Annotated in this window: 20 protein-coding genes; 12 read left to right on the top strand and 8 right to left on the bottom strand. The window is 65.1% G+C overall.

The features are described 5' to 3' along the window. Positions 1 to 13: 13 nt before the first annotated feature. The 4 genes from F7R11_RS22980 to F7R11_RS22995 all read left to right on the top strand — a co-directional run bounded on the left by F7R11_RS22980 (position 14) and on the right by F7R11_RS22995 (position 4,385). The gene (locus tag F7R11_RS22980; RefSeq protein ID WP_064807544.1) at positions 14 to 1,024 is read left to right on the top strand and encodes an amidohydrolase family protein; all 1,011 of its coding nucleotides are present in this window, start codon (positions 14 to 16) and stop codon (positions 1,022 to 1,024) included. 40 nt (positions 1,025 to 1,064) lie between these two features. Next, complete coding sequence (kynU, locus tag F7R11_RS22985) at positions 1,065 to 2,303, top strand: kynureninase (RefSeq protein WP_064807542.1); 1,239 nt, start codon at positions 1,065 to 1,067, stop codon at positions 2,301 to 2,303. Between the two features lie 84 nt (positions 2,304 to 2,387). Then, positions 2,388 to 3,785 (top strand): amino acid permease, encoded by a 1,398-nt coding sequence (locus F7R11_RS22990; protein ID WP_064807540.1) that lies wholly within the window; start codon positions 2,388 to 2,390, stop codon positions 3,783 to 3,785. A gap of 54 nt (positions 3,786 to 3,839) precedes the next feature. Beyond that, positions 3,840 to 4,385, top strand: coding sequence for an NADPH-dependent FMN reductase (locus F7R11_RS22995; RefSeq protein ID WP_021193890.1), 546 nt, complete (start codon positions 3,840 to 3,842; stop codon positions 4,383 to 4,385). Between the two features lie 18 nt (positions 4,386 to 4,403). Here F7R11_RS22995 and F7R11_RS23000 read toward each other — a convergent pair whose 3' ends face one another. Then, entirely contained in the window at positions 4,404 to 5,633 is a 1,230-nt protein-coding gene (locus F7R11_RS23000; RefSeq protein WP_064809056.1) for a CynX/NimT family MFS transporter, read from the bottom strand. A 91-nt stretch (positions 5,634 to 5,724) separates the two neighbouring features. Then, positions 5,725 to 6,606 carry a Rossmann-like and DUF2520 domain-containing protein gene (locus F7R11_RS23005; RefSeq protein ID WP_064807537.1) on the bottom strand — a complete coding sequence of 294 codons (882 nt, stop codon included), beginning with the start codon at positions 6,604 to 6,606 and terminating at the stop codon, positions 5,725 to 5,727. A 268-nt stretch (positions 6,607 to 6,874) separates the two neighbouring features. Between F7R11_RS23005 and F7R11_RS23010 the strand changes: the two genes are divergently transcribed. Genes F7R11_RS23010 through F7R11_RS23025 form a run of 4 tightly spaced genes read left to right on the top strand, consistent with a single transcriptional unit; the run spans position 6,875 to position 13,567 of the window. Beyond that, entirely contained in the window at positions 6,875 to 8,476 is a 1,602-nt protein-coding gene (locus F7R11_RS23010; protein WP_064807533.1) for an efflux transporter outer membrane subunit, read from the top strand. Further along, complete coding sequence (locus F7R11_RS23015; RefSeq protein ID WP_064807531.1) at positions 8,473 to 9,651, top strand: efflux RND transporter periplasmic adaptor subunit; 1,179 nt, start codon at positions 8,473 to 8,475, stop codon at positions 9,649 to 9,651. Before F7R11_RS23010 ends, F7R11_RS23015 begins: the two co-directional genes overlap by 4 nt. Then, entirely contained in the window at positions 9,648 to 12,743 is a 3,096-nt protein-coding gene (locus tag F7R11_RS23020; RefSeq protein ID WP_064807529.1) for an efflux RND transporter permease subunit, read from the top strand. Before F7R11_RS23015 ends, F7R11_RS23020 begins: the two co-directional genes overlap by 4 nt. 38 nt (positions 12,744 to 12,781) lie before the next feature. Then, positions 12,782 to 13,567: a crotonase/enoyl-CoA hydratase family protein gene (locus F7R11_RS23025; RefSeq protein WP_064807527.1), complete on the top strand. Its 786-nt coding sequence runs from the start codon at positions 12,782 to 12,784 to the stop codon at positions 13,565 to 13,567. Positions 13,568 to 13,632: 65 nt separating this feature from the next. On the opposite strand, the gene metE is transcribed toward F7R11_RS23025, so the two are convergent. Next, positions 13,633 to 15,954 (bottom strand): 5-methyltetrahydropteroyltriglutamate--homocysteine S-methyltransferase, encoded by a 2,322-nt coding sequence (gene metE / locus F7R11_RS23030; RefSeq protein ID WP_064807525.1) that lies wholly within the window; start codon positions 15,952 to 15,954, stop codon positions 13,633 to 13,635. A gap of 130 nt (positions 15,955 to 16,084) precedes the next feature. Here metE and F7R11_RS23035 point away from each other — a divergent pair, with 130 nt between their 5' ends. Next, the gene (locus F7R11_RS23035; RefSeq protein WP_021193898.1) at positions 16,085 to 17,002 is read left to right on the top strand and encodes a LysR family transcriptional regulator; all 918 of its coding nucleotides are present in this window, start codon (positions 16,085 to 16,087) and stop codon (positions 17,000 to 17,002) included. Here F7R11_RS23035 and F7R11_RS23040 read toward each other — a convergent pair whose 3' ends face one another. After that, positions 17,003 to 17,923 (bottom strand): LysR family transcriptional regulator, encoded by a 921-nt coding sequence (locus F7R11_RS23040; protein WP_064807522.1) that lies wholly within the window; start codon positions 17,921 to 17,923, stop codon positions 17,003 to 17,005. It lies immediately after the preceding gene. Positions 17,924 to 18,048: 125 nt separating this feature from the next. Between F7R11_RS23040 and F7R11_RS23045 the strand changes: the two genes are divergently transcribed. Both F7R11_RS23045 and F7R11_RS23050 read left to right on the top strand, forming a co-directional pair. Beyond that, a complete protein-coding gene (locus F7R11_RS23045) occupies positions 18,049 to 19,206 on the top strand; it encodes an acyl-CoA dehydrogenase family protein (RefSeq protein WP_064809055.1) in 1,158 nt (385 codons plus the stop codon). 105 nt (positions 19,207 to 19,311) lie between these two features. Next, positions 19,312 to 19,950, top strand: a complete 639-nt coding sequence (locus F7R11_RS23050) for an FMN-binding negative transcriptional regulator (protein WP_064807520.1) — start codon at positions 19,312 to 19,314, stop codon at positions 19,948 to 19,950. A 44-nt stretch (positions 19,951 to 19,994) separates the two neighbouring features. Here the strand turns inward: F7R11_RS23050 and fahA are convergent, their stop codons facing one another. From fahA to F7R11_RS23070, 3 genes are all read right to left on the bottom strand, one after another. Continuing rightward, the gene (fahA, locus tag F7R11_RS23055) at positions 19,995 to 21,278 is read right to left on the bottom strand and encodes a fumarylacetoacetase (RefSeq protein WP_064807518.1); all 1,284 of its coding nucleotides are present in this window, start codon (positions 21,276 to 21,278) and stop codon (positions 19,995 to 19,997) included. A 318-nt stretch (positions 21,279 to 21,596) separates the two neighbouring features. Further along, on the bottom strand, positions 21,597 to 22,943 hold the full coding sequence (hmgA, locus tag F7R11_RS23065) for a homogentisate 1,2-dioxygenase (RefSeq protein ID WP_064807516.1): 1,347 nt from the start codon (positions 22,941 to 22,943) through the stop codon (positions 21,597 to 21,599). A 58-nt stretch (positions 22,944 to 23,001) separates the two neighbouring features. Continuing rightward, positions 23,002 to 24,390: an MFS transporter gene (locus F7R11_RS23070; protein ID WP_064807514.1), complete on the bottom strand. Its 1,389-nt coding sequence runs from the start codon at positions 24,388 to 24,390 to the stop codon at positions 23,002 to 23,004. A 133-nt stretch (positions 24,391 to 24,523) separates the two neighbouring features. On the opposite strand from F7R11_RS23070, the gene F7R11_RS23075 reads away from it, so the two are divergent. Next, on the top strand, positions 24,524 to 25,441 hold the full coding sequence (locus F7R11_RS23075) for a LysR family transcriptional regulator (RefSeq protein WP_064807512.1): 918 nt from the start codon (positions 24,524 to 24,526) through the stop codon (positions 25,439 to 25,441). A 44-nt stretch (positions 25,442 to 25,485) separates the two neighbouring features. Here the strand turns inward: F7R11_RS23075 and F7R11_RS23080 are convergent, their stop codons facing one another. After that, positions 25,486 to 26,739 (bottom strand): glutamate carboxypeptidase, encoded by a 1,254-nt coding sequence (locus tag F7R11_RS23080; RefSeq protein ID WP_064807510.1) that lies wholly within the window; start codon positions 26,737 to 26,739, stop codon positions 25,486 to 25,488. Positions 26,740 to 26,993: the final 254 nt, after the last annotated feature.

Genomic DNA, 26,993 nt, shown 5'->3' on the forward strand with positions numbered 1-26,993 from the left:
ATTGCAATTGACGATGACACTTCGAATCGACATGCATTCGCACTTCTTCCCGCCCATCACGCAGGAAGAGGCGGCAAGCCTCGATGCAGAACAAGCCCCGTGGCTGCGCATCGACGCCGACGGCGAGCGCGGCATGATCATGGCCGGTGAACGCGCGTTCCGCCCGGTCTACCGCGCCCTGTGGGACCCGGCCAAGCGCATCGAAGAGATGGACGCGCTTGGCGTGGACGTACAGCTCGTCTGCGCCACGCCGGTGATGTTCGGCTACGGCTACGACGGTGCCGCTGCGCACGACTGGGCCATACGCATGAACGACCGCGCGCTCGAACTTTGCGCGCATGCGCCCAAGCGCTTGAAGGCGCTGGCGCAGGTGCCGCTGCAGGACATTGACCTGGCATGCCGTGAGGCCACCCGTGCGCATCGCTCAGGCCACCACGGCGTGCAGATCGGCAACCACCTGGGGCCGCGCGACCTGGACGACGCGCACCTCGTCACCTTCCTCACGCACTGCGCCAACGACGGCATTCCCGTGCTCGTGCACCCGTGGGACATGATGACCGACGGCCGCATGAAGAAGTGGATGCTGCCTTGGCTGGTGGCCATGCCGGCCGAGACGCAACTGAGCATGGTCTCGCTGATCCTCTCCGGCGCGTTCGAGCGGATTCCCAAGTCGCTCAAGCTGTGCTTTGCGCATGGCGGCGGCAGCTTCGCGTTCCTGCTCGGCCGCGTGCAGAACGCCTGGGAGCAGCGCGACATCGTGCGTGAAGACTGCCCGAATCCGCCCACCTCGTACCTCGACCGCTTCTACGTGGACAGTGCCGTGTTCGATCCGCGCGCATTGAGCCTGCTGGTCGACACCATGGGCGAAGACCGCGTGCTGCTGGGCTCCGACTATCCGTTCCCGCTGGGCGAACAGAAGATCGGCGACCTGGTGGCCAACCATGCGGAGCTGAGCGACACCGCCAAGGCCAAGATCCTGGGCGGCAACGCAGCGCGCTTCTTCGATCTTCCCGAAGCCGCCTGAACGGCAGCTCCCCGAACCTTTCAACACACAGCAACACACCATGACTTCGACGATCACTCGGGAGGCCTGCGCCGCACTGGACGCAGCCGACACGCTGGCCCATTGCCGCGCACGCTTCAACCTGCCTGCAGACACGATCTACCTCGACGGCAATTCGCTGGGCGCGATGCCCGCCAACGTGCCCGCCCGCATGAAGCAGGCGCTGGAGCAGGAGTGGGCCCACGGCCTCATCCGCTCGTGGAACGATGCCGACTGGTACCCCGCACCACAGCGCACCGGCGACAAGATCGCCAAGCTGATCGGCGCGGGGCAGGGCGAAGTCATCGTCGCGGATTCCACCTCGGTGAACCTGTTCAAGGTGCTGGTGGCCGCCACCCGCATGCAGCCGGGCCGCCGCGTGATCCTGGCCGAGCGCACGAACTTCCCGACCGATGTGTACATCGCCAGCAGCGCTGCCGAGATGACCGGTTGCGAGCTACGCTGCGTCGATCCCGACGAGGTGCTGGCCGCTATCGACGAGACCGTCGCCATCGTGTCGCTCACGCACGTGAACTACAAGACCGGTAAACGTTACGACATGGAAGCCGTGACGCGCCGCGCGCACGCAGTCGGCGCGCTGATCGTCTGGGACTTGTGCCACACAGCCGGCGCCATGCCCGTGCACTTGAACGCATGTGAAGCCGATTTCGCCGTGGGCTGCGGCTACAAGTACCTGAACGGCGGCCCGGGCGCACCGGCCTTCGTGTTCGTTGCGTCGCGCCACCTGGCGGCAATCCGTCAACCGCTGACGGGTTGGCACGGCCACGCCAAGCCGTTCGAGTTCACGCACGACTACGCGCCGCATCCGGCCATCGACCGCATGCTGACGGGCACTGCACCGCAGCTCGGTGTGATTGCGCTGGAGAGCGCGCTTGATGCCTTCGAAGGCGTGAACCTCGACACGCTGCGCGAGAAGAGCGTTGCGCTGGGCGACTTGTTCATCAAGCTGGCCGATCAGGAACTCGCCGGGCTGGGTTGTGGGCTGGCCTCGCCGCGTGATGCGGACCAACGCGGCAGCCAGGTCTCGCTCACGCACGAAGAGGGCTACGCGATCATGCAGGCGCTGATCGACCGCAACGTGATCGGCGACTTCCGTGCACCCGACATCCTGCGCTTCGGCTTCGCGCCGCTCTACGTCCGCTATGTCGACATCTGGGACACCATCGCCGCGCTCAAGGACATCATTGCGACCGGCGCGTGGAACACCCCGGAATTCCGTACGCGCAAGTCCGTGACCTGAGCCTCGGCGTCGGACAGGTCGGCAATCCCACTACAAACAAGCAGCCGCACCTACGCGGTGCCGGCTGCAGCAAGGAGACATGCCGTGAGGCAACAACACGGATTCGACACGATCGTCGAGCGGGAGAAGGGGCTGCAGCGGGGCCTGTCCACCGCGCAGCTTTCGATGATTGCCATTGGCGGCGCCATCGGCACGGGCCTGTTCCTGGGCAGCGGGTTCGCCATCGGCTTTGCTGGGCCCAGCGTGCTGGTGAGCTATGCCATTGGTGCGCTGATCGCCTTGCTCCTGATGGGCTGCCTGGCCGAGATGACGGTCGCCCACCCCACGTCCGGTTCGTTCGGCGCGTACGCCGAGCACTACATTGGGCCGTGGGCGGGCTTCCTCGTCCGCTATGCGTACTGGTCGTCGATCGTGCTGGCGGTGGGCGCGGAGGTGACGGCCATCGCCGTGTACATGAAGTACTGGTTTCCAGCGGTGCCGGGCTGGTACTGGATCGTCGGGTTTTCGGCGGCGCTCATCGGCGTGAACGTGGTCAGCGTGAAGGTGTTCGGCGCGGTCGAATACGTGTTTTCGATGCTCAAGATTGCGGCCATCGTCGGCTTCATCCTGCTGGGGGCGTACGTGGTGTTCAGCGCACCGGCCAGCGCGGGCATTGGCCTGGCGAACTACCAGGTGCAGGGCGGTTTCTTCCCGAAAGGCGCGTGGGGCACATGGGTGGCCGTGATCGTGTCGATCTTCAGCTACCTGAGCATCGAGATGATCGCCGTGGCCGCCGGTGAGGCGCGTGACCCGCACAAGGCCATCACGAGCGCCTTCCGCGCCACGATGATCCGGCTTGTGGTCTTCTACCTGCTGACGCTCGCGCTGATGCTGGCCATCGTGCCGTGGACGGCCGCCGGTGGTAACGAGAGCCCGTTCGTGAAAGTGATGGCAGCCACGTCCGTGCCGGGCGCCGCCGGGGTGTTCAATTTCGTGATCCTGGTGGCCGCGCTGTCGGCCATGAACAGCCAGCTCTACATCACCACGCGCATGATGTTCAGCCTGTCGCGCGCCGGTTACGCGCCCCAAGCGCTGGGCCGTCTGAACGCGAGCGGTGTGCCGACCGGGGCATTGCTGCTGTCGGCGGTGGGCATTGCCGTGGCGACCGTGCTCGACGCGCTGTACCCGGAGAGCGCCTTCCTGCTGATGATGTCGGTGTCGATGTTTGGCGCGATGTTTACGTGGCTGATGATCTTCGTCACGCATCTGTTCTTCCGCCGCCAGCATCGCGGTCAGGTGCTCGCATTCCGCATGTGGGGGTTTCCCGTCACGTCGTTGCTGGGCGCGGCGCTGATGGCGGCGGCACTGGTCACGACCTACTTCACGGCGGAGTTCCGGATGACCCTGCTGTGCGGCGTGCCCTTCATGATCGCGCTGGCGGTGGTGTACAGCGTCTGGTATCGCAAACAAGCGCAGGTTGCCCAGGCTGTCACCTCTTCTTGATCGGGCGAATGTCCGCTATTCTCGCCAATCCCAACACTGACGGAGTCGTTCTTCATGTCGCTGACCTTTCTCGGCATTGCCGGCAGCCTGCGCCGCAAATCCACCAACCAGGGGCTGCTGCGTGCGGCATCCACACGCCTGCCTGAAGGCGTTGAAATGGAACTGGCCGATCTGCGTGATGTGCCGTTCTATAACGCGGATCTGACGGACAAACCGGCTTCGGTACAGCGCGTGTTTCAGCAGTTGGAGCGCGCCGATGCACTCGTACTGGCTTGCCCTGAATACAACTATTCACTGGCGCCGGCGCTGAAGAACATTCTCGATTGGGCCTCGCGCGAGCCCAACAACGCGCTGCTGGCCGGCAAGCCGGTGGCGATCCTGGGGGCGGGCGGTGGCATGGGCACGTCCCGCGCGCAATACCACCTGCGTCAGGTATGCGTGTACCTGGACCTGCATCCGCTGAACAAGCCGGAAGTGTTTGCGAACGCGTTTGCCGGTGGCTTTACGCCGGACGGCGATCTGACGGACGAACGCATTGCCGGCCTGATCACCGAACAGATGCAGGCGCTCGCCAATTGGACGACCAAGCACAAAGCTTGAGCTCGGCCTGGATGTTGTTCACTCGCCGGCGCGCAGCGTACGGTTGCGCCCGGCGAGCGACCCCATCACGATCGACGCCAGCGCAATCGCGCTGAATAGCCAGCCGATCACGGCCCAACTGCCGGTCAGGTCGTGCAACACCCCCATCAGATACGGCCCCGCAGCGGCCATGGTGTAGCCGATGCCTTGCGTCATGGCTGACAGGCTGGCCGCCACCCGCGCATCGGCTGAGCGCAGCACGATCAGCGACAGCGCCACGCTGAAGTTGCCACCCTGGCCCAACCCCAGCAGTACCGCCCACCACCACAGCGTCGAGAGCGGCGCGTACAGGCAGCCGATCAGGCCGGCCCAGCACATCAGCATCATCAGCACGACGGCGGGGCGCTGGTCCCGCCCGAGCCGCGCCACAAACGGCCCGCCCAGCGCGGTGATGAGCTGCACAAGAATCGACACCGCCACCACCACGCCCGATTGCACGGCAGACAGCCCGCGGTCTTGCAGGATCACCGGCAGCCAGCCGAACACGCAATACGCCAGCGACGATTGCAGACCCATGTGCAACGTCACCTGCCAGGCGATCGGCTTGTTCCAGAGCGACACGCGTTCGAGTCGCGCAGCCGACCCCTTGCCGTGTGCGTGCCGCATGTGCGGCCACCAGCCGACAAAGGCCAGCAGCGCCGGCAACGCCCAGAATGCCAGCGCCGGTTGCCACCCACCCAGCCATGCGGAAAGTGGTGCGCTGGCGCCGGCCGCCACTGCCGCGCCAAAGCACAGCGCCATCGTGTAGACGCCGGTCATCAGATCCGCCTGCCGCCCGAAGTCACGCTTGACGATGCCCGGCAGCAGGATGCCCGTCACGCCAATGCAGGCACCCGCCGCCAGCGTGCCGATGAAGAGCGGTGCGACACCACCCGCGCTGCGCAAGGCAATGCCGGCTGCCAACGCAATCAGCAAACCGCCCACCGCACGTTCCGCGCCGAAGCGTCGGGCTAGCACTGCGGCCGCCGGCGCGAAGAGGCCCAGGCACAGCACGGGCAATGTCGTCAGCAAGCCCGCCGTGGCGCCAGACAACCCCGTGCCAGCGGCTACCTGTTTGAGCACAGGTGACAGGCTGGACAACGCAGGTCGCAGGTTCACCCCCACCAGCACCAGCCCGACCACGAGCAGGATCAGTGCGCCGGCCGAGTTGTGCACGGTGGCGTTATGCGTGGCGGGAGGCGATTGCGGCGAATGCGGTGATTGGGACATGGCAGGACAGGCGTGCGGGCAAGCTGCCGATTGTAGGGCGCGCGCCGGATTGGTGCATGCGCGCCGCCCGATCCCAATGATGATGTTGCTGTTATTGCGCGCGGTCGAGGCGTTTGGCGAGGTCGGCCAGCACATCGGCGGACGGCGCGCCGCGTTCGGTTGCCAGGGCCAGTGCGCGCCGCGTGAGTGCGGTGTATAGCGTTGCGTGATCGGCGCCGAGCGCGTCGAGTGCTTGGAGGTGCTTGTCGATGACGCCGCCATCGCCGCGTGAGACTGGGCCGGCCAGTGCGCCCGCCAGGCCGCGTGCACGGGCGGCGGCCAGGGTGCCGTCCACCAGCGGCCACATGGCCTCGACGGCGGCGTCGCGATTGATGCCCGCCGCCTGCCACAGTGTGGCCGCCTCATGCAGCGCGCACAGCAGGAAGCTGGCCGCGTAGTTGGCACCGGCGTGATACAGCGCGCGTTGTCCGGGCCGCACCTTCAGCGGCGTGCAGCCGAGCCGTTGGGCGAGGTTCGCCAGTGCTGCGTCGTGCGGGGCGTCTGCCTCGATGGCAATGGATGCGCCGCCCAGGCGCTCCGCGTCGTCCGGCAAACCGGCAAAGAGGAAAAGGGGGTGAAAGCTGGCGGTATCCGCACCGGCCTGGCGGGCGGCGTCCAGCAGATCGCGCTCGCCCGCGCCGCTGCAATGGACCACAAGCTGCCCAGGGCGCCAGCGCACGCTTGCCGTGACGCGGGCAATCGCGTCATCCGGCACAGTGATGAAGACCCAGTCCGCCGCATCGGCCACACCTTGCGCATCGAGCGCCCTGGCACCCGTTGCCTGCGCCAGCCACGCAGCATTGGCGTGCGTGCGACTGGCCACCGCAGCGCTGTGTACGCCAGCGCGGTGTGCGCGCGTGGCCAACGCCCGCGCCAACCGCCCGGCGCCAATCCAGCCGATGGAAACGGGTGCTTCGATTGCTAAAGAGGACATACCTGGACCCCGCGTCAGAACGGGCGGATCATAAGCCCGCCGTCTCTTCATATTCGCAATTAACCGCCGTGATTGTCCCTCAACCACCAATGCGCGTGCAGGAAAGTGGGGTGGGCCGAGTGATGGGCAACGCAAGCGCAGGCGCGCACTTCTCGCTGAGCATCGCCTGACCGCTTTTCGCGGGTTAGCTGAGCGTGCCGCAGGTGTGGGTGTCTCGCAGACGCTTGACTAGGCATAATCCCGGCTGCATTCCCGAAGGACAACATTCATGAAAACAGGTCGACGCGCTGGGGGCATGCCCTCCGGCGGTCTTGCCCAACGTTGTGTCCGCAGTGCCCGACATGCCCCCCTGATGCTGGCGATGCTACTGGCCGGCTGCGCTGTCGGCCCCGACTACCGCACGCCGCAGCTGAAGGGCGCCGAAGCGCCGCAAGGCTGGCACGCCACATTGCCGCACCACGGCAGCCGCATGGCGCTCGCACGCTGGTGGGAGCAGTTTCACGACCCCGTGCTGACACAGCTCGTCGAGCACGCCGATACCACCAGCCCCACCATCGCCCAGGCGGTGGGGCGCATGCGCGAGGCGCGCGCAAGTGTCGCTACCAGCCGGGCGGCGTTTCTTCCGCAACTGAAAGGCAGCGGTTCGGCATCACGGCAGGGCGGGTTCGGCAGCAGCGGGTTCGCGGGTGGATCGGGCTTTGGCGGATTGCCTGGTGGCACGGTGAGCCCGACGCTGGGGCTGGGCACCATCACCACGCTGGCGGCGCAGGCCGATGCATCTTGGGAGGTCGACCTGTTTGGCGGCAAGCGCCGCAGCCTGGAAGGTGCCGACGCACGGCTGACCGCCAGCGAGGCCGATTGGCACGATGCCCGCGTGACGCTCGCGGCAGAAGTCGCCAACACCTACCTGCAGCAGCGCGAGTGCGAAGCGCTGGTCGATATCGGTGCGACGACGCTGACTTCGCGGCAGGAAACCCTCATGCTGACCGAGCGCAAATTCCGCGCGGGTTTTGTCGCGCCGGCTGACTATGCGCAGGCGCAGGCCACCGTGGCCGATGCCGTCAACGCGCTGGAAAGCCAGCGGGCGCAATGCGCGCAGGGCATTGACAAGCTCGTCACGCTCACCGGCCTGAACCACGATGCGCTGAATACCCTGCTGGCCAAGGCGAGCGCGCAGATCCCCGCGCCGCCCGATGCCGGCGTGCCCGATGTGCCGGCGCAGGTGCTGTCGCAGCGGCCCGATGTGTCGTCGTCGGAACGTGCGGTGGCGTCGGCCAGTGCGGACATTGGCGTGGCGGTGGCAAGCCGGTTGCCGTCGCTCACGTTGGTGGGTTCCATCGGTATCAACGCATACCGCGTGAGCGGGCAGTCGTTGACGAGCAAGTCGTGGTCGTTTGGTCCCTCGCTGTCGCTGCCGATTTTCGAAGGCGGTGCGGGCGCGGCACGTGTGGAAACCGCACGTGCGCGCTATGACCAAGCGCTGGCAGCGTATCGCGGCAAGGTGCGCCAGGCTGTGCAGGAAGTTGAAGATGCGCTGGTGCGTCTCGATGCCGCAGACCGCCGCCTCGACGCTGCCACCACGGCTGACGCGCAATACACGAAGGTGCTGGAGGCGGCCAACGCACGCTATCGCCTGGGTGCCGGCAGCCTGCTGCAGCTTGAGGACGTGCGACGCACGACGCTGCAGGCATCGCAGTCACTGGCGGCTGTGAAGCTCGAACGCGCGCAGGCATGGGTCGCGCTGTACAAGGCCGCGGGTGGCGGCTGGCACGTGGACGAAGCCGGCGCTACCAACAACGCCCAATCGAATTCTTCCAAGGCTGCCGCGCCGGCCGCTCTGGCCCCAGCGCACAACGGAAACGCTTCATGACAGGACAACGTGTTTGGACGGCCGCGTCGATTATGTCGGCCCTGGTGCTGGCCGGTGTGCTTGCGGCGTGTGGCAAGGCTGCACCCGAGGGTCAGCAATCGGGCAAGGAACAGCCGGCGGTCAAGCCTGCGCTGACCGTGAACGTTGCGCATCTGGCGCAGCAGATGTGGCCGCGTGCAGCCACGGCCAGCGGTGCGGTGCAGGCGTGGCAGGAGGCCAGCATCGGTGCTGAAGTCGGCGGGTTGAAGCTGGCAGAGGTGCTTGTCAACGTGGGGGATGTCGTCAAGCAGGGGCAACTGCTGGCGCGCCTGTCGGACGAGACGGTACGTGCCGACGTTGCCGCGCAACGCGCCGCACTGGCAGAGGCCGAAGCCTCCGCGGCGCAGGCCGCAGGTGAAGCCCGCCGCGCGCACGAGCTCGACAAGAGCGGCGCGATCAGCCAGCAGGATCTGGTGCAGTACGACACGCAGGCCAAGACGGCTGCGGCCAAGCTCGCGTCTGCGCGCGCGCAGTTTGACGGCCAGCAACTGCGGTTGCGCTATACGCGCGTGGTGGCGCCGGATGACGGCGTGATCAGCGCGCGTTCGGCCACGGTGGGCGCGGTGGTGTCGTCCGGCACCGAACTCTTCAAGCTGATCCGCAAGAACCGCCTGGAGTGGCGCGCCGAGATGCACGGGGATGTACTGCCGCGCGTGCAGCCCGGCCAGGCCGTGCGCCTGCGCCGCATGGATGGTGGCATCGTCAATGGACGCGTGCGCCAGATTGCCCCGACGGTGGATGCGAACACGCGCAATGGCCTCGTCTACGTCGATCTGCCACCAGAAGCCGGCAGCACGGGTGTGAAGGCGGGTATGTATCTGTCGGGTGATGTGCTGCTGGGCGATGCACCGGCAAAAACGCTGCCCGAGACTGCGGTGTTCTCGCGCGATGGTTACGACTACACGATGGTGGTCGGCCCACAGAACCGCGTGCGCCAGACCAAGGTCGTGCTCGGTCGTCGTCAGGGTGGTCAGGTGGAGGTCACGCAAGGCATTGGCCCGAACGACGCGGTGGTTGCCGCAGGTGCGGCGTTCCTGAGTGATGGCGATCTGGTGCGCGTGACTGCAGCTGGAGCACCCGCGTCTGTGCCGGCGGCATCAGCATCGGCGACCGCAGCAGCAGGAGCCAAGCCATGAACTTCTCTGCCTGGGCGATCCGCAAGCCCATTCCGTCGATCCTGCTGTTCATCCTGATCACGGTGGCGGGGCTGGTGTCGTTCAAGATGCTGTCGATCCAGAACTTTCCGGACATCGACTTCCCCGCCGTGTCCGTGACGGCCAGCCTGCCGGGCGCCACGCCCACGCAGATGGAGACCGAGGTCACCCGCAAGATCGAAGACAGTATCGCCAGCATTGGCGCGATCAAGCACATCACGTCCACCATCAACGACGGCAGCTCGACCACGATGGTTGAGTTCCAGCTGGAGAAGGACGTGCAGGAAGCGGTGAACGACGTGCGCGACTCAGTCAGCCGCATCCGCGCGCAGTTGCCGTCCGACGTGCAGGAGCCGGTGATCTCGCGCGTGACGTTTGCCAGCCTGCCGGTGTTGACGTACGCCGTGGAAGCGTCGGACATGGATGCGGAGGATCTCTCCTGGTTTGTCGACAACATCGTCAACAAGCGGTTGCTGTCCGTGCGCGGCGTGGCCAAGGTCACGCGCCAGGGCGGGGTGGACCGCGAGGTGCGCGTGCAGCTCGACCCCGTGCGCCTGCAAGCGCTGAACGTGACGGCGGCCGACATCAGCACGCAGGTGCGCGGCATGCAGCAGGAGGCGCCGGGTGGCCGCGGCAACATCGGCGGGCAAGAGCAGGCCGTACGCACGCTCGGCACCGTGAAGAGCGCACGTGAGCTGGCGCAGATGGACATTCCGCTGTCCGATGGACGACGCGTCCGCCTGTCAGACGTGGCCGACGTGCGCGACACCGCTGCCGAGCCGCGTCAGATGGCACTGTTCGACGGCAAGCCCGTGGTGAGCTTCCAGGTGTTCCGCTCGCGCGGCGCCAGTGAGGTCTCGGTGGCCAAGGGCGTGCGCGAGGCCATTGCCAAGCTGCAGGCTGAGCGCCCCAATGTGCATGTGACCGAGGTCTTCAACATGGTCAAGCCGGTGGCGGACTCGTACAAGGCATCGATGGATGCGCTGTACGAAGGCGCCATCCTGGCCGTGCTGGTGGTGTGGCTGTTCCTGCGCGACTGGCGGGCGACGTTCGTGTCGGCGGTGGCGTTGCCGCTGTCGATCATCCCCACGTTTGCCGCCATGCAGTTGCTGGATTTCACACTCAACGGCATCACGCTGTTGGCGCTCACGCTGGTGGTCGGGATTCTTGTCGACGATGCCATCGTGGAGGTGGAGAACATCGTGCGCCACCTGCGCGACGGCAAGAAACCGCTGGAGGCGGCGATGGAGGCCGCGCAGGAGATTGGCCTGGCGGTGATCGCCACCTCGCTCACGCTGGTGGCGGTGTTCCTGCCGACGGCTTTCATGGGCGGCATCTCGGGCAAGTTCTTCAAGCAGTTCGGGTGGACGGCCTCGCTGGCGGTGCTGGCATCGCTGCTGGTGGCGCGGTTGCTGACGCCCATGATGGCGGCCTACATGCTCAAGCCGCAGGATGAGCCCAACCGCGACAGCTGGATCATGACGCGCTACCTGCAGGCGGCGCGCTGGTGCCTGGTGCACCCGTGGAAGACGGGCGGCATGGCAGCGGCATTCTTTGTTGTGTCGGTCGCCATCATCGGGTTGATTCCCGCCACGTTCCTGCCGCCGGAAGACTGGGCGCAACTGCAGATGACGGTGGAAAGCCCGCCCGGCAGCACCATCGCCCAGACGCGCGAGAACACTGAGCGCGTGCGCAAGATCGTGATGCAGCACAAGGAGGTCCGCCACGTCTATACGGCCATCGGCTCGGGCGTGATGGCCGGTGTGCCAGGCTCCAGCGGCGGTGAGGTACGCAACGGCACGCTGACCATCTCGCTCACGGACAGGCATGACCGCAGCATCAAACAGCAAGCGGTGCAGCGCCAGTTGCGCGAGATGTTGGAGGGTGTGCCGGGCGTGCGTATTTCGTTTGGCGCCGTGGGCTCGGGTGAGCAACTGCAGGTGGTGCTGACCGGTGATGACCCCACCACGTTGCAGCAGTCCGCCCGCGATGTGATGCGCGATCTGCGCACCGTGCCGGGCCTGGGTGCGATCACGTCTTCAGCGAGCCTGCTGCGGCCCGAGATCATCATCCGCCCGGACTTTGCGCGTGCCGCGCAGCAAGGCGTGACCGCTGCCGCCATTGGCCAGGCCGTGCGCGTGGCGACGGCCGGTGACTATGACGTCAACCTGCCCAAGCTGAACCTGCCCGAGCGGCAGGTGTACATCCGTGTAGAACTAGACCCGAAGTCGCGTAACCAGATCGAGACGATTCGTCAGTTGCGCGTGACCGGACGCAATGGCGCGGTACCGCTGGAGAACATTGCCGACATCTCCATCGCCAGTGGCCCCGCGCAGATCGACCGCTATGACCGCAGCCGCAACATCACCATCAGCGTAGGGCTGGAGGGGCGTGCGCTGGGCGAGACCAACATGGCGGTGGAGGCACTGCCGTCCATCAAGAACCTGCCGCAGGGCGTGCGCCGCATTGCCTCGGGCGATGTGGAGGGCATGCAGGAGTTGTTCAGCAGCTTCTTCCTCGCCATGTTTGCCGGTGTGCTGTGCGTGTATGCGGTGCTGGTGCTGCTGTTCCACGACTTTACGCAGCCGGTGACGATTCTGGCGGCGCTGCCGCTGTCGGTGGGCGGTGCCTTCGGGTTGCTGGCGTTGTTTGGCTTCAGCTTGTCGTTGCCTGCGCTGATCGGCTTGCTGATGCTGATGGGCATCGTGACCAAGAACTCGATCCTGCTGGTGGAATACGCCATCGTGGCGCGGCGTGACATGGGCATGTCGCGCACCGACGCCATCATCGATGCGTGCCACAAGCGCGCTCGCCCCATCGTCATGACCACCGTGGCGATGACGGCCGGCATGGTGCCGATGGCGCTCGGCCTGGAAGGGGATGCGGGCTTTCGCGCGCCGATGGCGGTGGCGGTGATCGGTGGCCTGCTGACCTCCACGCTGCTGAGCCTGCTGGTGGTGCCGGTGGTGTTCGAAAAGGTGGATGACCTCAAGGAGTGGATGCTGCGCAAGTTCCGCAGCGCGCGCCACCATGGGCACGAGGGCGAGCCGGCGTCGGAGCACGGCCCGCGCTAGGTGTAGCATCGGGCGGTCCCAAGCCGTGGAGACCGCCCATGTCCGACGCCGTGCTGTTCCAGACCAATGGCCCTGTCTGTACGATCCTGCTCAACCGGCCCGAGTGCCGTAACGCGGTAGATGGGCCGACCGCCGCCGCGCTGCTCGCCGCGTTCGAGCGCTTTGAAGCCGATGATGCGTTGCGCGTTGCGGTGCTTGGCGGCACCGGTGGGCACTTTTGCGCCGGGGCGGATCTCACCGCTGTTGGCGACCCTTCTAGACGCAATCATCTCGACCCAGAGGGCGGGGCGCCTGGCCCAATGGGACCGTCACGCATAGTGTTGTCCAAGCCGCTGATTGCAGCCGTGAGTGGCTATGCCGTGGCAGGTGGCCTTGAGCTGGCGTTGCTGGCGGATATGCGCGTGGTCGAGCGCGATGCCGTGTTCGGTGTGTTCTGCCGCCGCTGGGGTGTGCCGCTCATCGATGGCGGTACGGTGCGTCTGCCGCGTATCGTCGGCATGGGGTGGGCGCTGGACATGATCCTGACCGGCCGCGCTGTGCACGCCGAAGAGGCACTCGCCATGGGCCTTGCCAATCGCGTGGTCGATCCCAGTGAATCGCTGGCCGCCGCGCAACAGCTCGCCCGCGAGATTGCCGCGTTTCCGCAGCAGTGCATGCTGGCCGATCGGGCATCGGCCTATGCGCAGTGGGATCAGCCGCTGGCCAACGCGCTGCGTGAGGAGGGCGCACGCGGTACGCCGATGGTGTTTGCCGAAGGCGCGGCTGGCGCGGCACGATTTGCCGGCGGGGCAGGCCGGCACGGGCAACCAGACACGGCAACCTGAGCGCGTATGAAAAAAACGCCAATCGGCTTGCGTCGGTTGGCGTTTTTCTTTGGTATTGGCGCTGCTTAAGCCGTAGCCGCCTCCGCTTGCGCAGCCTTGCTGCCGGCATGCAGCGCCTTGGCATGCTTGGCACGCAGGCGGCGCGTGGCCTTCACCATGCCGTGCAGCGCCGCTTCCACTTCTGGCCAGCCACGCGTCTTCAGGCCGCAATCTGGGTTCACCCACAGGCGCTGCACGGGCACCACCTGGGCAGCCTTGTCGAGCAGCGTTTCCATTTCTTCCACACGCGGCACGCGCGGCGAGTGGATGTCGTACACGCCCGGGCCGATCTCGTTCGGGTAGGCAAATTCGCCAAATGCGTCCAACAACTCCATGTTCGAGCGCGAGGTCTCGATGGTGATCACATCGGCATCCATCGACGCGATGGCCGGCAGGATGTCGTTGAATTCCGAATAGCACATGTGCGTGTGGATCTGCGTGTCGTTGCGCACGCCTGAAGCCGACACGCGGAACGCACGCGCGGCCCATTCCAGGTAGCCCGGCACGTCGGCTGCTCGCAACGGAAGCCCTTCGCGGAACGCCGGTTCGTCGATCTGGATGGCCGCAATACCCGCGGTTTCCAGATCGCATACCTCATCGCGCAACGCCAGGGCGATCTGCAGTGCGGTTTGCTCACGAGGCTGGTCATCGCGCACGAAGGACCATTGCAACATCGTCACCGGACCCGTCAGCATGCCCTTCATCGGCTTGGAGGTCAGACTTTGCGCGTACTTGGACCACTCGACTGTCATCGGCTCGGGGCGGTACACATCGCCGTAGATGATGGGCGGCTTCACGCAGCGCGAGCCGTAGCTCTGCACCCAGCCGTTGGCGGTAAAGGCGTAGCCCCACAGCAGTTCGCCAAAGTACTCGACCATGTCGTTGCGTTCGGCTTCACCGTGCACGAGCATGTCCAGGCCCAGGGCTTCCTGGCGGCGCACGACGTTGGCGATCTCGGCGCGCATGCGTTCGAGGTAGTCCAGCGCAGGCAACTCGCCTCGCTTGTTCTGGGCACGCGCTTGGCGAATCTCGGCCGTTTGCGGGAACGAGCCGATGGTGGTGGTCGGCAGCAGCGGCAGGTTCAGCCGCGCTTGCTGTGCTTGCGCGCGCGTGGGGTAGGGCGCAGCGCGTGCTGCATCTTGTGCGCCGATGGCAGCCACGCGTCGTTTGACGCTGGCGTTGTGTACGCGGCGCGATTGTGTGCGCGTGGCGATGGCGGCGCGGTTGTCATCGAGCGCACCTTGCACGGCAGCTTGGCCTTCGACCAGCGCAAGCTTGATCACGGCCAGTTCGTCCAGCTTTTGGCGCGCGAAGGCCAACCAGCCCTGGAGTTCGTCGTCGAGCCGGGTTTCTGCGGACAGGTCCACCGGTACGTGCAGCAGCGAGCAGCTCGGCGCAATCCACAGGCGTTCGCCAAAGGCTTCGGCCAGCGGCGCCACGCGTTCCAGCACGCGCGCCAGGTCCGTACGCCAGATGTTGCGGCCATCGATCACGCCAACGGACAGCACCTTGTCGGCCGGCCACGGTGCAAAGGCGGCAAGTTGCTCCGGTGCGCGCACGATATCCAGATGCACACCCGCCACCGGCAGTGACTTGATCAGCGCGGCGTGGTGTGAAGCGGCTTCAAAGTACGTGGCCAGCAGCAACTTCGGGCCGTTGGCTGCTGCCAGCGTTTGATAGGCCGGGCCAAACGCGCCGACCCAAGCCTGTGGCAGATCGAGCACCAAGGCGGGTTCGTCGATCTGCACCCATTCCACGTTCAACGAGGCCAGGCGCTGGAGCACGGTGGTGTAGGCCTGCAGCACTTGCGGCAGCAGCGCGAGTTTGTCGGTCAGACCATTGCGTGCTTTGGACAGATGCAGGAACGTGACCGGCCCGATCAGTGCCACCTTCACGCGGTGGCCGGCGGCCTGTGCTTCGCGCACCTCGTCGAACAGCCATTCGGCCCCGGGCCCGAACTGCAGGTCGGGCGTGAGCTCCGGCACGAGGTAGTGATAGTTGGTGTCGAACCACTTGGTCATTTCCATGGCGGCGTGGTCGGCATTGCCGCGTGCGAGCACGAACGATTGCGCCAGCGTCAGTTGTGCCGCGTCAAAGCCAAAGCGCGTGGGAACGGCGCCCAGCAGGGCGGCTGTCTGCAGCACCTGGTCGTACCAGGCGAAATCGCCCACGGTCACGAAATCCAGCCCGGCGTCGCGCTGGGCTGCCCAGTGGCGCTGGCGCAATGCGCGGCCGGTGGCGCGCAGGTCGTCTTCCGCTGAGGCGCCTTTCCAGAATGATTCGAGTGCGAACTTCAACTCACGCTGTGCGCCGATGCGCGGGTAGCCGAGGGTATGGATGGTCGTCATAGGAGATGCGGGCGCCAATGTGCAGGTCGATTTTCGAGTCCTGCGATGATGGGCGACGACATCACATGAATCAAATGATATTATTTTCGTATTCGTTGAATTAAATTCATATTTTGGGAATTGCACGGCCATGCTGGAAATCCGTCATCTACGTACCTTGATTGCCCTGGCCGATGGCGGCTCGGTATCGCGGGCGGCCGAACGGCTGCACCTGACGCAATCGGCGCTGTCGCACCAGTTACGTGCGCTGGAATCGCACTACGGGCTGGCCGTCGTACGCCGCAAGGGGCAGACCGTGGAACTGAGCGAAGCCGGCGAGCGCCTGTTGGAGCTGGCTCAGAAAGTCGTCGCCGACATCCAGACCGCCGAGCGCGACCTGGAGCGCATCAAGGGCCGTGCCGCCGGCACGCTGCGCATTGCGCTGGAATGCCACACCTGTTTTGATTGGCTGATGCCGGTGATGGATGCCTTCCGCCAGCGTTGGCCCGAGGTGGAAATGGACCTCGTCTCCGGTTTTCATACCGATCCGCTCGCGCTGCTCAAAGATGGCCGCGCCGACGTCATCATCGGCTCCGACGCCAAGATGCGCCGGGGCGTGGTGTTTGCGCCGCTGTTCCGCTTCGAGATCCTGGCCGTGCTGCCGGTGGATCATCCGCTGCGCAACAAGAAGTGGCTGGAAGCGAAGGACTTTACTGACCAGACGCTCATCACTTACCCCGTGCCGGAAGAGCGCATCGACCTGATCCGGCAGGTGCTGACGCCTGCCGGCATCGTATTCAATCGCCGCACGGCGGAGCTGACCATTGCCGTGCTGCAGCTTGTCGCCAGTCGCCGTGGGCTGGCAGCACTGCCCAGCTGGGGTATCAAGAATTACGTTGACTACGAATACGTGGTCGCCAAGCGCGTCGGCAAGGAGGGCGTGTGGAGCGACCTCTACGCCGCCATGACGCGCGACTATGCGCAGGCGCCGTTTGCGCAGGACTTTATTGAGACGGCCAAGTCGATTTGCTTTGCGCAGTTGCCGGGGTTGATGCCGTTGGAGGCGTAGTCAGGCGCGTTCTGTCTGGGGCAGGCGAGGCAGCTTGTCCTGCAAACCCGTTTTCAGAAAATCCAGCAAATGCCGCGTCGCTAGTGTTCGATAGCGGCTCGGCATGGCCAGCATGTAGAGCCGGCTGCCGAACACACTGAACCGATACCCCGGCAGCACGCGTTTGACGTGGCCCTCGCGCAAATCATCGGCGGCGGCGTAGTAGGGCAGGATGCCCAGCCCGTTGCCGGCGCGCACGGAGGCTTGCAGGAACAGATAGTTGTCGGACGAAACGCCGGGGTCGAGTGTCACGTGCGTGCGCTCATCGGCCAGTTGCGCGGATAGGCGCAGCGGCTGCCCAACCGCTGGTGCACTGACAATGGTGTGTTCGGCCAGCGCATCAAGCGTCTTCGGCGTGCCATGCACGGCCAGGTAATCCGGCGCGGCGCACAGCACCCAGTCCACCTCATCGAGCAGCGTGGCGACCAGCGACTCGGGCGGGTTCGAGACGATGCGCAGCGCCACGTCCACGTCTTCGCCAATCAGGTCCGACACGCGGTTGTCAAAGCGCACATCCAGCCGGATGTCCGGATAAGCGCGCTTGAACGCCACCAGCAGCGGTGACACCAGCAGATGCCCCAATCCCGTCGGCACCGAAAGTCGCACGCTGCCCTGCAGCGATTTGCCCAGCGACGAGACCAGCGCATCCGCCGCCGCCATCTCGCGCAGGATGCTGCGACCGTGCTCGTAGATGCCGGCACCGACTTCGGTCGGCTCCACGCGTCGGGTGGTCCGGCGCAGCAGTTGCACGCCCAGCGCCCGCTCGAAGGCCTTCAGCCGATGGCTCACGTTCGAGCGCGTGGTCTGCAGCTTGCGCGCCGCCGCCGACAGGTTGCCCGCATCGACGATTTCCACGAACAGCTTGAGTGCATTCAGGTCCATAGCGGATCCATCCCGGTGGGCCGTATTGATGAATTTAACTCGACATTCTGTTGATGTACGGCCTGATTGTCAAAACGCGCCAACCGGGTACCATCTTCTGGAATATCCAACAGGAGCCAAGCGACATGGCACTCGACGACGAATCCTTCGGTCTGCTGCAGCAATCGGTGCAGCGCTTCATTCAAGAACGGCTCGTGCCGGCGGAAAACTTCCTCGAAGAGGAGGACGACGTGCCGGCCGAGATCGTCGCCGACATGAAGGAGATGGGCCTGTTCGGCCTGTCGATTCCGGAAGAGCACGGCGGCATTGGCCTGTCGATGGCGCAGGAATGCGAGGTGGGGTACGACCTGGGCCACACGGCGCTGGCGTTCCGCTCGGTGTTTGGCACCAACGTCGGCATCGGCTCGCAGGGCATCCTGATGGACGGTACAGATGCACAGAAGGCTGACTACCTGCCGCGCATCGCCAGCGGCGAACTGATCATCTCGTTTGCGCTGACGGAGCCGGGTGCCGGTTCGGATGCGGCATCGCTACAGACGCGCGCCACGCTGGATGGTGATCACTACGTCATCAATGGCACCAAGCGCTTCATTACCAATGCGCCGCGCGCGGGGGCCTTCACGCTGATGGCGCGCACGGGTGGTGAGGGTGCAGGCGGCATTTCCGCCTTCATCGTGCCGGCCGATACGCCCGGCATCACGTTGGGCAAGCCCGACAAGAAGATGGGCCAGCGCGGCACCAAGACGTGCGATGTGGTGCTCGACAACGTGCGGGTGCCTGCTGCCAACATCATCGGCGGCGTGGCGGGGCAGGGTTTCAAGACGGCGATGAAGGTGTTGGACCGGGGCCGCCTGCATATCTCCTCGCTCGCATGCGGAATGGCGCATCGGCTCATCACGGATGCCGTGGCCTACGCCAAGGAACGCAAGCAGTTCGGCCAACCGATCGCAGACTTCCAACTCATTCAAGCTATGTTGGCCGACAGCCAGGCCGAGCTGTACGCCGGCATGTCGATGGTGCGCGACTGCGCGCGCCGTTATGACGCCAAGCCCGTCGGCAAGCAGGATCACGAAGTCAGCATGCTGGCCTCGTGCACCAAGATGTTCTGTACGGAAATGGTCGGCCGCGTGGCGGATCGCGCTGTGCAGATTCACGGTGGCGCGGGCTATATCGCCGAGTACAAGGCCGAGCGCTTCTACCGCGACGTGCGCCTGCTGCGCCTCTACGAGGGCACGACGCAGATCCAGCAACTCATCATCGCCAAAAACCTATTGCGCGACTGAGTTGGCTCCAGGAATGCTCCCAAAGCTGGCTCTGTATTGGAGCCACGCTTTGGTTCAGAATGGGCGGGTTCCTACTTGATTTGTACGGCTGTTGCCGGAGTTGCCATGTACGTTCCCGCCCACTTTGATGAATCGCGCACCGAGGCATTGCACGACCTGATTGCGCAGAACCCGTTTGGCTCGCTGATCACGCACGGCAAGAGCGGGCTCGATGCGAACCACATTCCGTTTCTGCTGCTGCCCGAAGAAGGCAAGCTGGGCACGCTGCACGCGCACGTGGCGCGCGCTAACCCGGTCTGGCAGGACGTGGCCAACAGCGATCAGGTGATGGTCATCTTCCGCGCGGGCGATGCGTATATCTCGCCGACGTGGTATCCGAGCAAGCATGAAGCCCACAAGCAGGTGCCGACGTGGAACTACCGCGTGGCGCATGCGCATGGCCGCATCACGGTGCGTGACGATGAGCGTTTCGTCCGCGGCGTGGTGGCGCGCCTGACGCGCGCGCATGAAGCATCGCAGCCCACGCCGTGGAAGATGTCCGATGCCCCGGCCGACTACACCGACGCGCTGCTCAAGATGATCGTCGGCATTGAGATCGAGATCACGCGCATCGAAGGCAAGCTCAAGCTGAGCCAGAACAAGGAGAAGCGGGATATTGTTGGCGCTGGCGAGGCGCTCAAGGCCAACGGTGAGCGCGTGATTAGCGACGCAATGCTGGCCTGCGCTGCCAACAAGGCGGAGTAAGAAGGCGTCGGGCAACGGACGCTTAATCCGTTGCCCTGGCGGTATTACTTTCCGCCGCGCGCCGGCAGGATTTCTCCGCGCACTTCACCAAAGCCCACGCGATAGCCATCGCCCTGACACCAGCCGGTCATGGTGACTTCGTCGCCGTCTTCCAGGAACGTGCGCGTGGTGCCCTGGGGTGTCCCATCCGCGAGGTCAAGCGGCTGCTTGCCGTTGAGGGTCAGCTCCAGCAGGCTGCCGTACGAATCGGGCGTGGTGCCGCTGATGGTGCCGGAGCCCATCAGATCGCCCACGCGCACGTTGCAGCCGGACACGGTGTGGTGCGCCAGTTGCTGCGCCATCGTCCAGTACATCGCGCGGAAGTTCGTGCGGGCGATGGTGGTGCGCTGGCCACCATGCGGACGCAGCGCCGTTTCCAGTGCGATGTCGTAAGCGTTCGGCTGGCTCTGGCGCAGGTACTCCAGCGGCTCGGGCGACTGCGCCGGGTTGGCCACGCGGAACGGCTCCAGCGCTTCCATCGTCACGATCCACGGCGAGATCGACGTGCCGAACCCCTTCGAGTTGAACGGGCCCAGCGGCACGTATTCCCATTGCTGGATATCGCGTGCGCTCCAGTCGTTGAGCAGCACCACGCCGAACATGTGGTCCGGTGCGGCGTCAACGGACACCGGCTCGCCCAGCGCGCTGGGCTTGCCGACCACGAAGGCCATCTCCAGTTCGTAATCCAGCTTTCGGCAGGCGGTGAAGATCGGGCGCGGCTGGTCCGGCAGCTTGATCTGGCCCATCGGGCGGTGCAGCGGCGTGCCGCTCACCACCACCGAACTGGCGCGGCCGTTGTAGCCGATGGGGATTTCCAGCCAGTTGGGCAGCAGCGCGTTTTCCGGGTCGCGGAACATGCGGCCGACGTTGGTGGCGTGTTCCTTGGAGGAATAGAAATCCGTGTAGCCGGGGATGTCGATGGGCAGGTGCATCACGGCGTGGGATTGCGGCACCAGCGCGCGGGCGTGCAGGGTGGCGTTGTCGCGCACGTGGGTGTCATTCACGCTGAACAGCGCTTGCAGCTTCTTGCGGGTTTCTGCCCACACGGGCTTGCCTAGGGCGATGAAGGTGTTGAGCGTGCCGGTGCTGAAGGTGCCGCGCGTGGAGGCGGGCAGCAGGTCGGCGTCATCCAGTGCGCCTAGGTCGATGACTTGGTCGCCCAGGGCTACGCCGGCGCGCGGTGAGGGGTTCTCTTTGGTGGAGAAGATGCCGAAGGGCAGGTTTTCCAGCGGGAAGTGGGTGTCGGGGGTGTTGGCGGATTCGAGCCAGCTGAGTTGGCGTTTGGTCATGATGGGGGCGGTTTTTTGTTTGGTTGTCAGTTGTGCGTTGACGCTGTCGGTGCATCCTCTGTTTCACCCCCTGCCGGGGGCGACTCACTTTCTTTGTCTTGCCAAAGAAAGTAAGCAAAGAAAGGCGCGCCCGAGATGGCGACTTCCCCTTGAATTTATGTCGCAGAGAGGGGAAGGGGAAAACTCGCTGCGCTCAGACAGTTCCCCTTCCTTTTTCCTCTCTGCAACAGAAATTCAAGGCGCCATCTAGGGCAGGTACGGCCACACCTTCTGGGTGCTTGCCTTGGCGCCAAAGCGAATGCGGTGGATCGTGGGCGCTTAACGCTTGGTTGGGTCGAAATGCTTCTTCAGGCCTTGCCAGCATTCGAAGTACTTGGCTTGCAGTTGTGCGGATTCGGCTGCGAAGCGTGTCGGGCGGATCACCGCCGGCGTTTCGAACATGAAGGCCATCGTCGCGTCCACCTTGTGGGGCTTGGTGGTGTCGCCGTTGCTGGCTTTCTCGAACGTGTCGGCATCGGGGCCATGGCCGCTCATGCAGTTGTGCAGGCTGGCGCCGCCGGGTACGAAGCCTTCGGCTTTGGCGTCGTACACGCCTTGGATCAGGCCCATGAATTCGCTGGCGACGTTGCGGTGGAACCAGGGCGGGCGGAAGGTGTTTTCGGCGGCCAGCCAGCGTGGCGGGAAGATCACGAAGTCGATGGTGTCCACGCCCGGCGTGTCGGAGGGGCTCTGCAGCACCAGGAAGATCGACGGGTCCGGATGGTCGTAGCTGATCGAGCCGATGGTGTTGAACAGGCGCAGGTCGTACTTGTACGGCGCGAAGTTGCCGTGCCAGGCCACCACGTCCAGCGGCGAGTGGCCGATCTTGGCGCTCCACAGGTTGCCCTGGAATTTGGCGACGAGTTCAAAGTCGCCTTCGCGGTCTTCGTACCAGGCGTGCGGCGTGAGGAAGTCACGTGGGTTGGCCAGGCCGTTGGAACCGATCACGCCCAGGTCGGGCAGGCGGAAGAGCGCGCCGAAGTTTTCGCAGATGTAGCCGCGAGCTTCGTTATCCGGCAGCTCGACGCGGAAGCGCACGCCGCGTGGGACGACGGCAATCTCCAGCGGTTCGACGTCGACCACGCCCATCTCCGTCAGCAGGCGCAGGCGGCCTTGCTGCGGCACGATCAGCAGTTCACCGTCGGCGTTGTAGAAGAAGCGGTCAGTCATGTCCGCGTTGGCGGCGTACAGGTGGATGCCGCAGCCGGTTTGCGCATCGGGGCCGCCGTTGCCGGCGAACGTGACGATGCCGTCAACGAAATCTGTGCCGGCAGCGGGTGCGGGTAGTGGGTCCCAGCGCAACTGGTTGGGCGAGGGCGGCACCTCGTTGAAGTTGCTATGAAAGCGCTGCTGTGCGATCGCCTCGAACGGCAGATGCACGGCGCCCGGGCGAATGCGGTACAGCCACGAGCGGCGGTTGTGCGCACGCGGTGCGGTGAAGGCCGTGCCGGAGATCTGCTCGGCATACAGGCCGTACGGCGCCTTCTGCGGCGAGTTCTGGCCGTGCGGCAGTGCACCCGGCAGGGCTTCGGTGGCGAACTCGTTGCCGAAGCCGCTTTGGTAAGCGGGCCGGTCCAGCGACGCGGGGGTAAATGCGTTCTTGGCCGTCGGGGCGAGCATGTTCATGGTTGAAGTCCTCAGTTGGAGGGATGCGTCAGAAGAAAGCGTAGTCGTTACAGCGTCATCAGGCGGGTTTGCGCGCGGCAAAGCGTGCGGCGTCCCGGCCACTGGCGGCCAGCGTCAACGCCAGCACCATGCCGAACGACACCAGTGCCGGCACCGCCGCTGCCGAGAACAGCGCCGGGCCGCTCCACTGCATGGCAATCAGTTGCCCGCCGATGACCGGGCCGATGACCGAGCCGATACGGCCCACGCCCAGGCTCCAGCCGATGCCAGTGGCGCGCAGTGTGGTCGGGTAATACGTGGCGGCCAGCGCATTCACGGCCGGTTGCCCGCCGACGATGCAGAAGCCGGCGACAAACACCACCGCTACCAGCATCGGCAGCAGCGCCGCCACATGGCCGATCAGCGCAACGGTGGCGCAGGCAATCAGGAAGCACACGGCCAGCACGCGCACAAAGCCCAGCCGGTCGATCATGCGGCCCAGCGTAAGCGTGCCGATCACACCGCCGACCTGCAGCGCGGTCGCCACCAGCACGGCGGTATCCGTCGGGTAGCCCGCATCTCGAATCAGCGTCGGCAGCCAGTTCGACAGGAAATACAGGTCGATCAGGTTCATGAAATTGATGACCCACAGCACCAGCGTGACCTTGGCGCGACCTTCGGTGAAGAGTGCTGAGACCGGCATGCTACGTGCCGGCGCTTCCGGCACCACGAACTGCGTCTGCGCATTCACTTGCAATTGCGGGGCGAGCTTGCCCAGCCAGCGTGCGAGGCGCTGATGTCGCGTTTGCGGGTCGCCCTTGAGAACGAGATATTGCAGGGATTCTGGCAGCCACAGCACCATCATCACGCCAATGGCGAGCGGCACCAGCCCACCCACCAGAAACACCGCGTGCCACCCAAAGCGCGACAGCAGCGCCGCACTGACGAACCCGCCTAGCGCCGCGCCCACGGTAAAGCCGCACGACACCAGCATCATCCACGTCACGCGCGAGCGCGCCGGGCTGAATTCGCCGGCCAGCGCCATCGCGTTGGGCATGATGCAGCCCAGCCCCAGGCCGGTGATGAAGCGAAGAACAAGCAGCGCCTGTACCGTCTCCACCTGCGTGGTGGCCAGCATGCAGGCTGCAAAGAAGAATGTGGCGATGATCAGCACCGGCCGACGTCCGAAGCGGTCGCCCAGCACGCCAAACACGAGCGAGCCGACCAGCATGCCGAACAGCCCCGCGCCGAAGACTGGCCCGAGGCTCGCCTTGGTGATCCCCCAATCCTTGATGATGGCCGGCGCCACGTAGCCCATGGCCTGCACGTCAAAGCCGTCGATGATCAGGCACAGCCCGCAGATGGCGAGCAGCAGTATCTGGAAGCCGCCGACTTTGCCTTGGTCGATCAGGCGGGCGAGGTCAATTGAGGCGGATGAGGCGGATGGCGCAGCGGGGGCAGGGCGCATGGTGGTCTCCGGTGGCGGCGTTGCCGCTCTGTTTTGGCTTTCTAGGTATGCGCGTATTGTCCGGATTGCGTGAAAATTTGGAATATCAATGCGAGAATGCATGCTATTGATATTGTGAATATTGAGGCGTCGAATGCTCAATCTGCGCGATGTGGACCTGAACCTGCTGGTGGTCTTTCAGGAAATCCTGCGTGAGAAGCGCATTTCTGTGGCGGCGGACCGGCTCGGCCTGTCGCAGCCGGCGGTGAGCAATGCTCTGGCCCGGCTGCGGCAGACCTTCGACGATGAGCTGTTCGTGCGCACCCCGCGCGGCATGATGCCAACCGCACTTGCCGAGCAATTGGCAGAACCGGTGGCCACGGCGCTGGACACCTTGCAGCGGGCACTGGGCCAGCGCACGCACTTTGAGGCGGCCAGCTCCACGCGCACCTTCACCATTGCCATGAGCGACGTCGGCGAGGTGTATTTCATGCCCGTGCTGGCGCAGCTGTGTGCCGAGCAGGCGCCCGGCGTGCGTATCGACACCCGGCGCGCCGGCGGGTTCGACATGAAGGCGGAGATGGAAGCGGGTGCCATCGACCTGGCCATCGGCGCGTTCGATGATCTGTCGGGCGAGAGCGTGTTCCAGCGTCGCCTGTTCCAGCAGGACTACGTGACGATGTTCCGGCGCGGCCATCCATTGGGGGCGGGCGAGTTGACGCTGGAGCGCTTTCGCACGGCATCACACCTAGTGGTGGCGAGCTCAGCTAGTCCGTACAACGCCATTGGGCCGTTGCTGGACAAGGCGGGGATCACGCAATCCGCGCGCTTTTCGGTGCCGCACTTCGTGGCGGTGCCATACATCGTCAGCACCACAGACCTGGTGGTGACGGTGCCGCGCAAGCTGGCCGAGCGTGCCGCGCCGCCGTTCGGGCTGCAGTTTGTGGCGCCGCCGCTCAGGTTGCCGGCGCTGCAAACCAACGTGTTCTGGCACCGGCGCTTCCACCAGGATGCCGGCAACCAGTGGTTGCGCAATCTGGTTGCGCAGCAGTTTGCAGAATTGGAGGGGTAACGCGAGTCATCTCCGCATCCATGGAGATGACTCGGCGGGCCGAATCAATCGGCGAGCTTGCCCTTGCCCATGACCTCCAGCATGCGCACCGTCAGGTACAGGCGAGGCACCACGCTGTCGAGGTCGGCCCATTCGTCTGACGAGTGCAGCCGATCGCCAACGATGCCCATGCCGTCCAGCACGACGGGCTTGCCGCTGTTCGGGTGGTAGGCGAAGCCGGCATCGGTGCCGTAGCGCATGGCCACCGGCTTGATCGACTTGCCCAACTCCTTGTAGATGCCATCGGCAGCAGCGGCCAAGCGGTCGCTGTCGGCATTCCGGCTGAACGGCGGGCGGCGGTTCTCCACCTTGACCTTGACCTCGGTGTCGGCAATCAGCTTTTTCTGGATGATCTTGTCGGCATCGGCCTGCACGCGCTGCACTTCGGCCACGTCGGCCATGCGCATGTCAGCGGTGGCGGAGGCCGCCTCGGGGATGATGTTGACGCGATCGCCCGAGCGCACCACCGTCCAGTTGACCGTGGTGCCCTTGGCCGGGTCGCCCAGATCCTTGAGCTGCACGATCTGGTTGGATAGTTCCAGTGCGGCGTTGCGGCCGGCTTCCGGCGCGGAGCCTGCGTGCGATGCACGGCCCTTGACGTCCAGATGCACATAGGCGATGCCGTTGGTGGCCACCGTCACCACGTCGGCCTCGGGCGGTTCATACACCAGCACGTAATCCTGATCGGCTGACAGCTTGCTGATCAGGCTGCGTGAGCCGAGCGAGCTTTTTTCCTCATCGGGGTTGAACAGTACGGTCAGCGTTTTGTAGTCCTTGAAGCCGCGCGCGCGGGCGATCTCCAGCGCGTAGAGGATCATCAGCGCACCGCCCTTGGCATCGGCCACGCCGGGGCCGGTGGCCTTGTTGCCGGTGATCTTGAACGGACGCTTGGCGGCCTCGCCGACACCGAAGACGGTGTCGTAGTGAATCATCAACATGATGTTCTGCGTGCCGGTGCCTTGCAGCTTGCCAATCACGGCCTTGCCTGCGGCCGGCGGCGCGGCAACGATCTCGACGCTGGCGCCGAGGTCTTTCAGATGTTGTGCGAGGATCGCCTCGACTTTCGCCAGCCCATTGGCATCGTCGGTGCCCGTGTCGATATTGACCAGCGTGGCCAGGTCTTTGACGAAGGCATCTTTGCGCTGTTGCGCGGCTTGGAGCAAGGCGCTATCGGCGTTGGCCGCTTTGGTGGGCTGTGCGAATGCGGTGGTGGCGCAGGCCAATGCCGCAGCCAGTGACATCAGTTGTCTCTTTTTCATCGCTGTTTGTTCTGATGGAGGGGGCGATTGTGAAACGGGTGCGCATCGCGCCGATCAACAATCGCGAGGAATTATCGCACTGGGTTTTCACAAGGTGTGCAGGAGGGGCGCTTGTTGGAGCGTCAAGCTTCCCGATCGGGTACTTACAGAGCACGACTCGCCGCCACGCGTTGGTTTGCAAGCATCGCGCGGCGAGCCCCCAAGACCTACCAGAATGATGTGCCCTGCACGGTTGACCAATCCGTCCTATCCTC

The organism is Ralstonia insidiosa, from assembly GCF_008801405.1.
Taxonomy (GTDB): domain Bacteria; phylum Pseudomonadota; class Gammaproteobacteria; order Burkholderiales; family Burkholderiaceae; genus Ralstonia; species Ralstonia insidiosa.

What these genes read in the sequence shown, in the direction of transcription:
- F7R11_RS22980 (WP_064807544.1), top strand. Translation starts at nt 14, where the DNA reads ATGACACTTCGAATCGACATGCATTCGCACTTCTTCCCGCCCATCACG.
- kynU (WP_064807542.1), top strand. Translation starts at nt 1,065, where the DNA reads ATGACTTCGACGATCACTCGGGAGGCCTGCGCCGCACTGGACGCAGCC.
- F7R11_RS22995 (WP_021193890.1), top strand. Translation starts at nt 3,840, where the DNA reads ATGTCGCTGACCTTTCTCGGCATTGCCGGCAGCCTGCGCCGCAAATCC.
- F7R11_RS23000 (WP_064809056.1), bottom strand. Translation starts at nt 5,633, where the DNA reads ATGTCCCAATCACCGCATTCGCCGCAATCGCCTCCCGCCACGCATAAC.
- F7R11_RS23005 (WP_064807537.1), bottom strand. Translation starts at nt 6,606, where the DNA reads ATGTCCTCTTTAGCAATCGAAGCACCCGTTTCCATCGGCTGGATTGGC.
- F7R11_RS23010 (WP_064807533.1), top strand. Translation starts at nt 6,875, where the DNA reads ATGAAAACAGGTCGACGCGCTGGGGGCATGCCCTCCGGCGGTCTTGCC.
- F7R11_RS23015 (WP_064807531.1), top strand. Translation starts at nt 8,473, where the DNA reads ATGACAGGACAACGTGTTTGGACGGCCGCGTCGATTATGTCGGCCCTG.
- F7R11_RS23020 (WP_064807529.1), top strand. Translation starts at nt 9,648, where the DNA reads ATGAACTTCTCTGCCTGGGCGATCCGCAAGCCCATTCCGTCGATCCTG.
- F7R11_RS23025 (WP_064807527.1), top strand. Translation starts at nt 12,782, where the DNA reads ATGTCCGACGCCGTGCTGTTCCAGACCAATGGCCCTGTCTGTACGATC.
- metE (WP_064807525.1), bottom strand. Translation starts at nt 15,954, where the DNA reads ATGACGACCATCCATACCCTCGGCTACCCGCGCATCGGCGCACAGCGT.
- F7R11_RS23035 (WP_021193898.1), top strand. Translation starts at nt 16,085, where the DNA reads ATGCTGGAAATCCGTCATCTACGTACCTTGATTGCCCTGGCCGATGGC.
- F7R11_RS23040 (WP_064807522.1), bottom strand. Translation starts at nt 17,923, where the DNA reads ATGGACCTGAATGCACTCAAGCTGTTCGTGGAAATCGTCGATGCGGGC.
- F7R11_RS23045 (WP_064809055.1), top strand. Translation starts at nt 18,049, where the DNA reads ATGGCACTCGACGACGAATCCTTCGGTCTGCTGCAGCAATCGGTGCAG.
- F7R11_RS23050 (WP_064807520.1), top strand. Translation starts at nt 19,312, where the DNA reads ATGTACGTTCCCGCCCACTTTGATGAATCGCGCACCGAGGCATTGCAC.
- fahA (WP_064807518.1), bottom strand. Translation starts at nt 21,278, where the DNA reads ATGACCAAACGCCAACTCAGCTGGCTCGAATCCGCCAACACCCCCGAC.
- hmgA (WP_064807516.1), bottom strand. Translation starts at nt 22,943, where the DNA reads ATGAACATGCTCGCCCCGACGGCCAAGAACGCATTTACCCCCGCGTCG.
- F7R11_RS23070 (WP_064807514.1), bottom strand. Translation starts at nt 24,390, where the DNA reads ATGCGCCCTGCCCCCGCTGCGCCATCCGCCTCATCCGCCTCAATTGAC.
- F7R11_RS23075 (WP_064807512.1), top strand. Translation starts at nt 24,524, where the DNA reads ATGCTCAATCTGCGCGATGTGGACCTGAACCTGCTGGTGGTCTTTCAG.
- F7R11_RS23080 (WP_064807510.1), bottom strand. Translation starts at nt 26,739, where the DNA reads ATGAAAAAGAGACAACTGATGTCACTGGCTGCGGCATTGGCCTGCGCC.